Annotated in this window: 9 protein-coding genes and 1 pseudogene; 1 reads left to right on the forward strand and 9 read right to left on the reverse strand. The window is 48.6% G+C overall.

What is annotated here, in order from left to right; all coding sequences use genetic code 11:
• Nucleotide 1: 1 nt before the first annotated feature.
• Nucleotides 2-1,237, reverse strand: a complete 1,236-nt coding sequence (locus tag OIU26_RS13285; protein WP_013373882.1) for a S1C family serine protease — start codon at nt 1,235-1,237, stop codon at nt 2-4.
• A 503-nt stretch (nt 1,238-1,740) separates the two neighbouring features.
• Here OIU26_RS13285 and OIU26_RS13290 point away from each other — a divergent pair.
• On the forward strand, nt 1,741-1,947 hold the full coding sequence (locus tag OIU26_RS13290) for a hypothetical protein (protein WP_013373883.1): 207 nt from the start codon (nt 1,741-1,743) through the stop codon (nt 1,945-1,947).
• Here OIU26_RS13290 and OIU26_RS13295 read toward each other — a convergent pair.
• The 8 genes and pseudogenes from OIU26_RS13295 to OIU26_RS13330 all read right to left on the reverse strand — a co-directional run bounded on the left by OIU26_RS13295 (nt 1,916) and on the right by OIU26_RS13330 (nt 11,646).
• Nucleotides 1,916-2,722, reverse strand: coding sequence for an MBL fold metallo-hydrolase (locus tag OIU26_RS13295; RefSeq protein WP_058712154.1), 807 nt, complete (start codon nt 2,720-2,722; stop codon nt 1,916-1,918). The two genes, OIU26_RS13290 and OIU26_RS13295, sit on opposite strands and share 32 nt — an antisense overlap.
• 6 nt (nt 2,723-2,728) lie before the next feature.
• Nucleotides 2,729-3,493: a two-component system regulatory protein YycI gene (gene yycI, locus OIU26_RS13300; protein WP_013373885.1), complete on the reverse strand. Its 765-nt coding sequence runs from the start codon at nt 3,491-3,493 to the stop codon at nt 2,729-2,731.
• A gap of 18 nt (nt 3,494-3,511) precedes the next feature.
• Complete coding sequence (locus tag OIU26_RS13305) at nt 3,512-4,852, reverse strand: YycH family regulatory protein (protein WP_040102465.1); 1,341 nt, start codon at nt 4,850-4,852, stop codon at nt 3,512-3,514.
• A 65-nt stretch (nt 4,853-4,917) separates the two neighbouring features.
• Nucleotides 4,918-6,678: pseudogene (walK, locus tag OIU26_RS13310) on the reverse strand (cell wall metabolism sensor histidine kinase WalK); the annotation flags it as partial.
• Entirely contained in the window at nt 6,675-7,406 is a 732-nt protein-coding gene (gene yycF, locus OIU26_RS13315; RefSeq protein ID WP_264217099.1) for a response regulator YycF, read from the reverse strand. The gene yycF and the pseudogene walK, both read right to left, overlap by 4 nt.
• A 232-nt stretch (nt 7,407-7,638) precedes the next feature.
• On the reverse strand, nt 7,639-9,162 hold the full coding sequence (locus OIU26_RS13320; RefSeq protein ID WP_264217100.1) for a M23 family metallopeptidase: 1,524 nt from the start codon (nt 9,160-9,162) through the stop codon (nt 7,639-7,641).
• Nucleotides 9,163-9,472: 310 nt separating this feature from the next.
• On the reverse strand, nt 9,473-10,129 hold the full coding sequence (locus tag OIU26_RS13325; RefSeq protein ID WP_025679371.1) for a hypothetical protein: 657 nt from the start codon (nt 10,127-10,129) through the stop codon (nt 9,473-9,475).
• A 230-nt stretch (nt 10,130-10,359) separates the two neighbouring features.
• Nucleotides 10,360-11,646, reverse strand: a complete 1,287-nt coding sequence (locus OIU26_RS13330) for an adenylosuccinate synthase (RefSeq protein WP_040102464.1) — start codon at nt 11,644-11,646, stop codon at nt 10,360-10,362.
• Between the last annotated feature and the right edge of the window lie 345 nt (nt 11,647-11,991).

Raw genomic sequence — 11,991 nt, forward strand, 5'->3', positions numbered from 1 at the left:
CTTAGCCTTCCGGCTTATCTGTTAATTTTAACGTCACCGACTCTTCCTTGCCTGCCCGGTAAAAGGTAACTTTCAGCTCATCGCCAATCTTCTTGTTATCGTACAGGTAGCGACGCAAATCAAGCGTAGAGTTAATCGGTTCGCCATCAAACGCCGTAATGACATCGTTCAGCTTCAAGCCGCCCTCCTTGGCAGGACCATGGGCCTCCAGAACAACGGCCCCATCTTTCACGCTGTCAGGCAGCTTGAGTTCCTTGCGCTGAGTTTCATCCAGCGGTGCATATTCATTATTAAGATCCACCGTGTACACCCCCAGATAAGGGCGGGTGATCTTGCCGTCCTCAACCAGTTCATTCACCGTCTTCATTACTTCATTGGCGGGAATGGCAAAGCCCAATCCTTCCACACCTGTATCGGCGATTTTCATCGTATTGATGCCAATCACGCGTCCGTCCAGATCGACCAGCGCTCCACCGCTGTTTCCTTCATTAATCGCTGCATCGGTCTGAATCACATGCTGCTCCCAATCATATACGCCATCCTGATTGATGGAAATCGGAATAATTCGATTCGTATAGCTCACAATGCCAGAGGTCAGCGTGTCTCCCAATCCGAGTGGATTGCCAATCGCAATGACCGTCTCGCCCAGACGAAGTTTGCTGGAGTCCCCGATATCCGCTACTGTGCTAATGCCTTTATCATCAACGGCCAGTACAGCGATATCACTAATGCGATCCTTTCCGACCAGCTTCGCCTCTTTTCTGACACCGTCTACGGTTACAATATCCAGATCATCCGATCCCTCGATGACATGGTTGTTCGTCATAATAAAGGCTTTGCCTGAGCTCACACGGAAAATGACGCCCGATCCAAGCGCTGATTGTTCCGTACTGTTACCGTCTTCCCCTTTCAGGTTTACGATGCTGACGACAGCTGGGCGTATCTTGGCTGCCGCTTGCACAATCCGGTCATACGGATCGCCCGCTGCTTGCCGCAAGGGATAATGACTTGCTCCGGTTACTGCTGTAGTGGAGGGGAGACCTGTAATAAAGCTGAACAGCAGCACTGCAACCACTGCACTAACCGCACCGCTGATGACAGCAGCCTGCACCGGACTTACCCGGCGATTCCTGTGCGGCCAACGTCCCCGTCCTCCGCGACGTGCTTTAAATGCTGTTTTTTTAGCCGCACGTGTGGACACCTTCGTTGAATAAAAATCATCTTCAAACAAGCCCATGCTAATCCTCTCCCCTTCGTTGTCATGCACCGACACTCACTAAAAAATTAGGGCTATTCGGGCTTGCGCCAACCTATGCTACAGAGAACCTGCTCCGTTGAACATCACAAATGGATTGAATATCCCCCACCATCGGAATTCAGCAACTAATCGTTTCGGTCTACTTATTAATCACCACAAATAGCACTTTCCTAAGCAACCAAATCTCATAAATTAGCATACACGCCAAATTTGACCCCGAATAGAGGGAAAAAGAGGAATGATTTCCAAACCAATGGACTACAATAGTAACAAGTCTTCTATTCTATTACAAAATGATCGTCTCATAGAGACGTTCTGGCTTGTTCCCGTCCGCTTAAAGCAGCCTATACTTTCGATGAGAGCCTTCCTTCAGAAAGCTTTCTGTTGTTAGCTTTATTGTATCACAGCACCTGGCAAAACCACAGGCAGAACCAAGCTTATTGCACGCCATTTTAAAAATATTTTTACAGGAGGAATATAAGATGAACTCCCATCGTTCCGCTATGGATGAAGTTCGCATGGCAGCCAAGCTTGCGGATTTGAAAGACGAGCACTACCGGAATACACTGGCGCTAAGTACATTGATTGAACTACTGGTGGACAAAGGCATAGTGACCCGTGAAGAGGTCGAGCGCAAAGCCGCCGAGCTGGACAGCTTTATGGCTCACTTACCTTATCCCAAGGTGTAGGACGATCATAATACGTATCACACAATCGAAACTCACTATCCTTGTAAAAACAGCCGCGGTCTTCCATCGCATCGCGTACAGTCATCTTCGCAAGTTCCATCATATTGTGGTCGCGGCTCAAGTGTGCCAGATACGTTCGCTTTGTCCGTCCGGTCAACAGCTCGCTAAGAATCGCTCCTGCCATCTCATTGGATAAATGGCCGATATCACTGAGAATACGGCGCTTGATGTTCCAAGGATAACGACCCATACGCAGCATTTCTACATCATGATTAGCCTCCAGCACCAATACATCTGCGTCTGATATCGCTTGTTTTACCTTATCACTGACATAGCCGAGATCGGTTGCTACGCTAAGCTTCTCTGCCCCATCATAAAAGCTGTACCCTACGGGCTCAGCCGCATCATGGGAGATGCCAAAAGACTCTACACGCAATGACTCAAATTCCCTTGTCGCGCCTGTCTCCAATATTCTGCGGTTATCATCCGCAATTTGCCCAACAGCGTTGCTAATGGCAAACCATGTCTTCTCGTTAGCATATATAGGTAAATTATATTTACGCGCCATGGCGCCTAGTCCTTTAACATGATCGGAATGCTCATGTGTGACCAAAATACCATCCAACTCTTCTCCGCTCAGATCGCGTTCTTTCAGCAATTCGTCAATACGCTTTGCGCTGAGACCTGCATCGATGAGCAATGTCGTGTCTTCGTTCCGCACAACGGTAGCGTTGCCGGTCGAACCGCTCGACAGCACGGTAAAAGAAATCCCCATATCTGTTCAAGACCCTTCTGTATGTTCTGTCTTTGGACTAATGACATCTCCGTTCATCTGTACATAATACACACCTTTTCCGTTGTCCAGCATAAACCGCCACACCGGGGCAGCCACCTGGCTATCGGAGTTAAAGGTCTGTCCGTAATACCCTAGCCGGATATCCTTCACTACGGAGTCACGCGGCAAATAGCCGTCGATCAACCTCGCCAATGCTTTGGACGCAGGCAGCATTTTCTTTGCCTCATCCGAGGGCTGGAGCTCCACCTGAATTTTGCGATACCCTGTAATCTTCTGATTGCTGTAAAACAGAGCCAGCTTCACATTAAAGAGCGGCCACTTGCCCTGTACCAACGGATGTAGCACAAAAGCATCTGCCTGTCCAGATACGAGCTCCTCCTGAACATCCAGCGGATCGTACTGGTAGCTATCGATGTCCTTGATTTGCGGCTCCAGTGCCTCCACTAGCGCATCATGAGTGAATACCAGCTTGCTGTCCACCGGTCTCAGCAACTGCACAAGTTCATCCTTCTCTCCACTATGGACATAGGTGTAAGACAGCTTGGGCAGCTGCGGGGTATCTCCGGGAATCGGAGCCAACACCTGAATGCTTTTCTCTTCCATTAAACGCTGCGTGTTTTCATCCAGTGAAGTAAAATCCAGATTCGGCCCGGCCGTTTCCTGCGCATCATGCCACAGTTGATAACCCAATACCACATTGAGCAGCAAAAATGTACAGATCAGTACGTTTTTAGCGCGGCTCCAATCCATTCCCATTCCCCCTTCCTATCATCGCTTTGTCTCTTGGTCTGATTTCGTTGGTGTTGTATTGGATGCTGTCGTTACAGGAACAGCATGAATCTCTGCCGCAGAACCATCGCTGAACGTAACACGCCACTCAGGGACAAGCTTCAATCCGTCATTGATCAGCTCCGGCTGATATACAGGAGTCAGATCCCTAATCGACTTGCCATCGCCTACCATTTGCAGTTGCTTCTCCAAGGCTTCGCCACCTGGCAGCAACACCTTTCTCGAGGATTGCTCCCCGCCCTTGAGATATAGCAGCGAACGATCATAGACAGATGCCGTCTCCTGCTGGATTTGCAATGAAATCGTACCAAAGCGGAACGATGGCGTGTCCAGCACCGGGTAAGCACCATAATACTGCTGGAACATCACACTTGTGCGATTTTCATCGCTGCTCCTCAATTTCATCTGATATGAAGCATCCCAACCGCCATGCTGATTTACAAAATCAACTGCGGCCAATACGTCCCTAATCGGACTGCTTCCATCTGCCCCTGGTGCACTGGGATCGGTATAGCTCATCCAACGTTGATCCTGCTTGATCTGTAGACTACGCTTGCTATCTGTATAAATTTGGGAACCATCTTTTTCCTGAATATTGCGCGTAATGCCTGGATCGAAAAATAAATTTCGCTGCATCTGTTCCGTCGTAAACAACCCGGCATATACCACAGGCTGTACAGTCTCCAGGTCATTCACGGGAATGTAGTACTGATTATTCACCAGCTTGTACAACGGAGCATTTTTCCCAAAATTCACATGCTGCCGAATGTCTTCTACCGTCATATCGAACTGGTTCGCCTCATACACCACATCGCCTCTAGCACTAAAAAAGAGCGCGTGCGGCTTGGCATTCTTTTCGTCGATATAGATCCAGATGCGGTTAATCGTCTCTCCCTGAAACACCGAATCCGGCGTCAGACGCATAACCCGTTCCAGTAATGAAACCGGAACTCCGCCTGAAAATGATAGTTCGATCCCCTCATTCTCACTGCGAATCCGTGCCCAGTCCGCTGATTGGATACTCCGACGTTGGAAATTGTTAAAACTTCGGCTTTCCAGCCGTGTATAAATTAAATCGTAAAAAGTAACCCCCGGATAAAAAACGGTATGTTTCTTCTCACCTTGATGAATTAGCATCCTATCAGGGAATACAAGATTTTCAATCTTTTTCTCCTGCCCCATGCTTTCGGTTTTGACATAGTTCGTTTCTGAGGTGATTACAGAATCACTGCCCGGAAGACGGTAGATCAAAAAATAAGTCTGAACCAGGCTGGAAGCCACCAGCAAAACAAGCGTCCAGGACTTCAAACGTTCCTTCACTGTGCTTCCCTCCCTTCACCCGACATAGGCAGCGTAAAAGTCGTACAAGTTCCCTGACCATATTCGGACTCCAGGAAAATCTGACCTCCATGGGCCTTTACAATTTCCCGGGCAATCGACAGCCCCAGTCCCGTGCCACCCATATTGCGCGATCTCGCCTTGTCCACACGATAAAACCGTTCAAAAATCCGGTCCAAATCTTTTTTTGGTATGCCAATTCCAGTATCCTGCACCGAAATAGCCAGCATGCCCTCATTGTTGCGGCGAGCTTCGATCCGAATACTTCCACCTTCTGGCGTATATTTCAATGCATTGGACATCAGATTGTCCAGCACCTGATCAATCTGATCGCGGTCGATTACGACCTTGCCAATCCCCTGCTCTACGAACATGCCTGAGCGAATGTGATTTTCCTTCATCTGAAAAGAAAACCGATCCGCGACCTCGTCCAGCATCTCCATCACATCGGCAGGCTGCATCCGCAAAGGCGCTTCATTGGAATCGAGCCGCGACAGATGCAGCAAATCTGTAACCAACCGGATCATACGCTCCGTCTCATTGCGTATAACACCCACAAAACGCTCTGCGAGCTGCGGCTCAGCCATCGCGCCGTCATCCAGCGCTTCAGCGTAGCTGCGGATCGTCGTCAGCGGTGTGCGCAGCTCATGGGATACATTAGCGACAAATTCACGCCGCGTCGTCTCCATTTCCTCCTGCTCTGTCACGTCTTGGAGCACGGCAATCGTACCCGTAATGCCAAATTCACGCCGATGAATCGGCGTAAAGGTCACACGGATGACGATGGGTTCATCCTGACCGGCTGGCTCCAGCTGCAAGAGCGTAGAAGCGGACGAGCCGCTGTACAGAGCCTCAGTTTCCTCGGGGTCGATCCCCAGTAGTACCGCAATATGTCTGCCAGTCATTTCATTCTCGTTCACGCCCAGCATGGCGCTGGCGCGGCGATTGACCAGAATGACCCGGCCATGATCGTCAGTAGCGACCACACCGTCGCTCATATTGGTCAAGATGGAGGAGAGCTTTTCCTTCTCCTCCTCATTCTGCGACAATGCCTCACGCAGACGTCCTGTCATATAGTTAAAGGCCACGCTCAGCCTACCGATTTCATCTTCGCCAAACACCGGCATCTGCTGGTCAAATTTGCCCTCAGCGACCTCTGTTGCATGACGTGTCATCACTTTGATCGGATGCGTAATCGTGTGGGCCAATACCACGCCCAGCACAGCCGTCAACGCGAGTGCAATCAGCATACCTGAGAGAAACACATTGTTAATGCGTTTCATCGTATCGTACAGCTCAGCCATCGAAGCAGCGATGTACACCGCACCGACGATTTTGCCTTGGCTGATGACAGGCTTGGCGACGACCTTCTTGCGGACGTTATCCTCGTCCACCATATATTCCTCGTTATCACGGATTCCTTGAAGTGCGCGGCTAACCACTGTCTGCGTATTTTTACGTCCGACATAGTCAGCGTGGGAGCCTTGAGAAGTAATCAGTACTTTACCACTGGCATCCAGCACCTGAATTTCCGCGCCGCTGAAATCAAACAAGTTATTTACGCGTGCACGCAGACTTTCGACGCTATCTTCTTCCATTTTGCCATCACTGCCGCTCAGATCCTGCTCCGCCAGCACGGACAGCATTTCCGCCCGTGCTTGCAAATCCTGCGTAAAATTACTCGTCAAAGAGTTCTTCATCGAGCTGACAAAATAGACTCCAATCAACTGCATGGCCACCAAAATAAGCAGTACATAGATAATAATCAACTTGGCATGAATGGTGCGAAAGAAAGACAGCCATCTCATGCCCGCAGGCCACCTTTGCCCCCGCTAACGATATATCCGAGGCCACGGCGTGTCAGAATGGTCTCCGGCTTGCTCGGGTTTTCCTCAATCTTCTCGCGCAGCCGCCGGATCGTCACGTCTACCGTCCGCACATCCCCGTAGTATTCAAATCCCCATACTGCTTGAAGCAAATGCTCGCGAGTCATGACTTTGCCTGCATTTTTCGCCATATAATATAGAAGCTCATACTCGCGATGCGTCAGGTCAAGTGGAGTTCCGTTTTTATAGGCTGTATACATATCCGCATCAAAAAAGAGATCGCCTACGCGCAGCCCCTGCTTATCCTCCTGTGGGCGGCTTTCCGGCGTGCCCGCCACGCCGCGTTGCTGTCTACGCATCTGTGCCTTCACCCGTGCCAGCAATTCCCGTGTGCTGAACGGCTTCGTCACATAATCGTCCGCCCCCAGCTCCAGCCCTAGCACTTTGTCGATTTCCCCGTCCTTGGCAGTCAGCATAATAATGGGCGTCTGGAGCTGATGTCCCCGCACCTCGCGGCATACGTCCATACCGTCCATGCCCGGCAACATCAGGTCCAGCAAAATCAGGTCTGGCTGTTGCTTAACCGCGATATCCACCGCGCTGATTCCATCGAAGGCACAAATCACCTGGTAGCCCTCTTTTTCCAAATTAAATTTCAAAATATCAGCGATAGGTTGTTCATCATCCACTACTAGAATTGTCCCCTGCATACAGCGTTCACCTCTTCTCACGGATCATCATCTATCATTAACTTTCGTTTGTTAGCGCCCATAAGATGCTTATTCTATTCTATCATACCCATACGCTATTCCATTACTTTTCCAGACCCTTTTCTTTACGCAGAAAAAAACCATGCCTGCACCTGCTGTTAAGCATGCAGAAAAACATGGCCTTTCTCCTTGTTCTTCGTCAATCATGTAGCTAACGATATAAGCATCAAATCTATCTTAAATACGTCATGGGATTGCGTGCCGTATTATCTTTGCGAATTTCAAAATGCAGATGCGTTCCTGTCGAGCGTCCGGTGCTCCCCATAACTCCGATAGACTCACCTTGTTGAACAACCTGTCCTACATGAACGCCAATGCTGCTCAAATGCCCGTACACCGTCTGATAGCCGTTGCGATGATCGATCATAATAACATTGCCGTATCCATTCTGCTGGCCTGCAAATGTTACTACGCCTTCGTCAGATGCGTGAATATCAGGACTGCCAACCAAATCGACGCCCTCATGCATACGTCCCCAGCGTGCGCCAAAGCTACTCGACATCGTAGCGCCAGACACCGGCCAAGCGAACTGTCCGGAACCTTCTCCCACGACCTTCGTTCCTCTCAGAACCACCTCGGTAACAGAAGGCTGTAACACCTTTTGACCAAGCCATTCCTCTTGCACGACCTCACCGTTCTCCTTGGTCAAACGATAGTCCATCTCTTTAAGACCTGCTTGTCCCGGTCTGACGACTTTCGTAACTCCTGCCTTCAATTCATCGCTCTGGCGAATCTCTATTTCAGGCTCGATGGCGATCTGCTCGACGACCTTTTCTACCGTTCGTACCGTAACAGGTGCCTTTGGAGCCGTGACTTTTAATTCGTCCCCAATTTGCAAATACAATTCACGCAAGCCAGGATTGTTCTGCTTAATCTCCCAAGCCGTCATATCGAATTTAGCAGCAATGGATGACAAAGAATCGCCTTCCTGCACTGTATACGTTATAGGCGCTTCACGCCCCTCGGTTAGTACTTTAACCGCTTCTGCCTCTGTCAGCACCTTGTTCGGATCTGCTTTCACCGGCTCATACGCAATTTTTTCACGGATGCTGGCAGACTCCAACCATGCCTTGGGCGCCTTAGTGCTTGCGCTAGCATGACTACTCCCCACGGATGTTTTGCGAACCAGCCCCTTGATGCCTGTCGCCGTACCTTCACCTGCAGGTGTGTATTTCTTCTGCACTTGCTTTAAAGCCGCTTGTGCAGTCGCTTTATCCTTTACAATGCCAACCATCTGTCCGTTGACCTTCACTTTTACTCCTTTGGCATAGGCAGTCAGCATGCCGTCCAGCTTCTTCAGCGTGGCTGCGCTATCGATATCCGCCTTATATGCCTTTTCCGTGCTCGTCGTTACTGCGCTCGTATTGAGCACCATTTCCACGTCAGGATACTTGTCTTTATACTGTTTGCTCTTCGTTGTATACAGCTGCTTAAGCTGCTGCTCATTCAGGATACTGCCGACCTCAACGCCTTTAACATACACTTTATAATAAGGAACTGTATTGGCTCCAACATACTGATTGCTAGCAAAAATAAGACCGCCAACAATCACAATGCCGCCTGCCGCCCAACTTAACCATCTTTTCCGTCCGCTCCACCATGTTGCTATTTTCCCTGCTTTATCAGCAGAATTGCCCTCAACACTTGAATTTCCACTCCTGTGGTCTGGTGATAACTTCCCCTTAGAAACCTCCATGGTTCTCTCCTTTTCAGCATATCCTATCTCTATTAAATGCGTTCATTATTGTTTTTTCACATGATAAAAGTAGCCCTTTTACAAGCTTATCTATGATAATAGTCGCTATCTAGCATTGCATAGTTACGTAAAAGGTTTCAAAAATTTAACCTTTTCACAACACAGTTTACTTTAACATAGCTTTTACAAAGAATTCAACTACACCCCAATTACTTCCTAACACGCAAAAAAATCCGCGCCTGGCGCGGATTCTACAGTCCTGTTTTGAGCATTAACATTGCCCATACATTTCATGCGTTTTATTTATGCATTATTTAAGCATACCCATCAACTTGTTATATTCCTCTTTGGTCAAATACTTCGCAAGCACCTGCTGAATATCTTGCAGCTCCTGCTCGGTGAGACCGCCTTCCATGGCGGCTGATATTTTCTGCATCTCCTCCGGCGGTAGTTTATTCATGAGAATCGTAAAAATCTCCTGCTTCTGAGCCGCCGGTAAATTGTTCTTTTTCTCTGTCAGATGGTCGGGCGTAATGACCAAATCATGACCTTCGATACTCGTTTCGGGTGTAGCTGTACCTTCTGCCTGCTGACGCGACTCGCTGCCTGGTGTTCCCACCGATGTGGCCCCTTCCTGAGATCCCTTTCCATTGGATGAGCCACCAGCTTCATGTCCACTTTCTTCTAGGCCCTGTCCCATGACAGGCAAAGCATTATCAGGCGGTGTTACACCTCCAGAGTCGCTCCCTGTCGTCTTGCTCTTCCCTGTGCCTGTACTTTGGTCAGTACCAGCGCTGCCTTTTAGCCAACTCCATCCCCATATCGGCTGGTGATCAAGCTGAATGTTAAACTGCCGCAGCAGTGATTGAACATAGGCATTCACGACCACACCGGTCACTGCCAGTGTCAGCGCGCTGACCAGCACCACCGTCATTCCTTTTTTAAGCAGCCATCCAAGCCACCTCATATCCCGTTACCTCCTTATACGCATCTTGCCATGTGTACATCATGAAGTGCATATAGACCAGTATTGACGAGATATGACGATTTTTAACCCTTGGAATATGTAAAACTAGCACAAACACAACTACACAGAAAAAAGGAGAGAAAGGAATTAACCACCTCTCTCTCCTAATCGTGCAGGAATAGCTATATTTTAGAACAGGCATGACGCCTTCATAGAATCCTATAGATGTCTTACAAATAAATCGGAAGCACTTGGTTCGTTTGATCGCGGTTACGACCAACCGAGAAAATAGCGATTGGAATGCCTGTCAGCTCGGATACGCGTTGTACGTAATTGCGTGTATTCTCAGGCAGTTCCTCCAACGTTTTTACGCCAGTAATATCTTCGCTCCAACCTGGCAATTCCTCATAAACCGCTTCGCATTCCGCCAGCATTTTCAAGCTAGCTGGATAATGCGTGATGATCTCGCCGCGGTATTTGTAGCCTGTACAGATTTTGACTGTTTTCAGGCCTGTCAAAACGTCCAGCGAGTTCAGGGAAAGACCCGTTAATCCACTGACACGACGGGCATGACGGACAACGACGCTGTCAAACCAGCCAACACGACGAGCACGTCCTGTAACCGTACCGTACTCATGACCTGTTTCACGAATGTAATCGCCGACTTCATCGTTCAACTCCGTTGGGAAAGGTCCATCACCTACACGAGTTGTGTATGATTTAGCTACACCGATCACTTGTTGAATTTTGGACGGGCCTACACCGGAACCGATACATACGCCGCCAGCCGACGGGTTAGAGGACGTAACATATGGATACGTACCTTGGTCGATATCGAGCATAACGCCTTGCGCACCTTCAAACAACACCTTACGATTAGCATCGATTGCATCGTTCAGCACAACAGACGTATCCGCTACATAAGGACGAATAAACTCAGCATATTCCAGATACTGTTTCAATATTTCTTCAACATCCAGCGGCTCACCGCCGTATACTTGCTCAATCACCTGATTCTTTTCCTTCGTTAAATGGCGCAGTTTCTTTTCGAATTCTTCTGCATCCAGCAAATCAGCAATACGAATACCGTTACGTGCAGCTTTATCCATATAAGCAGGACCGATCCCTTTACGGGTAGTACCAATTTTGTTAGGACCTTTGCGGTCTTCTTCCAGCACATCCAACGTCATATGGTAAGGCATAATGACATGTGCGCGGTCACTAATGACCAAATTTTTTGTGGAAAATCCATTATCATGAATATAAGTAATTTCTTCAATAAGAGCGGCTGGATTCACTACCATGCCGTTGCCAATAACACACTTTTTATCTTCATAAAAAACGCCGGATGGAATCAGGCTCAGCTTATACTTTTTACCGTCAATGAGAATCGTATGACCAGCATTGTTTCCGCCTTGGTAACGGGCCACCACTTCAGCGCTTTCCGCCAGATAGTCCGTGATTTTACCTTTGCCTTCGTCTCCCCATTGTGTTCCCACAACGACTACAGTTGACATGTTTCATTCCTCCGTGGAGTGCCCACAGACACTCTGATTTTGAGCTGACGCGCTAACACATATCTGGCTTCAACCGCCTCAGCGGGCAGATATGAAGCGTTCTCGGACAGCAGGAAAAAACGTCCGTCGCAGACATTCCGCAAGTTCGGAAAGCCCCGGGCGTAATGATCTCCCGCTACGTTGAAGCAGCACTATAAGTGTACCAGTACCATTTTTCAAAGTCAAATAAAAAGCGAACATTATATTACATGAAAATAGTATTGTTCGTAATTGAGAGTTTCAATCGTTCTATGAAAATATATGAATTCTATAAAAAAGACTCTCTCGAAATCGCGATACCCGCGT

The sequence above is a fragment of the Paenibacillus sp. BT-177 genome (assembly GCF_025846815.2).
Taxonomy (GTDB): domain Bacteria; phylum Bacillota; class Bacilli; order Paenibacillales; family Paenibacillaceae; genus Paenibacillus; species Paenibacillus polymyxa_C.

Excerpts from the sequence above, each read along its gene's own strand:
- yycF (WP_264217099.1), bottom strand. The coding sequence starts at position 7,406 with ATGCAGGGGACAATTCTAGTAGTGGATGATGAACAACCTATCGCTGAT.
- OIU26_RS13320 (WP_264217100.1), bottom strand. The coding sequence starts at position 9,162 with ATGGAGGTTTCTAAGGGGAAGTTATCACCAGACCACAGGAGTGGAAAT.
- yycI (WP_013373885.1), bottom strand. The coding sequence starts at position 3,493 with ATGGATTGGAGCCGCGCTAAAAACGTACTGATCTGTACATTTTTGCTG.
- OIU26_RS13330 (WP_040102464.1), bottom strand. The coding sequence starts at position 11,646 with ATGTCAACTGTAGTCGTTGTGGGAACACAATGGGGAGACGAAGGCAAA.
- OIU26_RS13325 (WP_025679371.1), bottom strand. The coding sequence starts at position 10,129 with ATGAGGTGGCTTGGATGGCTGCTTAAAAAAGGAATGACGGTGGTGCTG.
- OIU26_RS13290 (WP_013373883.1), top strand. The coding sequence starts at position 1,741 with ATGAACTCCCATCGTTCCGCTATGGATGAAGTTCGCATGGCAGCCAAG.
- OIU26_RS13295 (WP_058712154.1), bottom strand. The coding sequence starts at position 2,722 with ATGGGGATTTCTTTTACCGTGCTGTCGAGCGGTTCGACCGGCAACGCT.
- OIU26_RS13285 (WP_013373882.1), bottom strand. The coding sequence starts at position 1,237 with ATGGGCTTGTTTGAAGATGATTTTTATTCAACGAAGGTGTCCACACGT.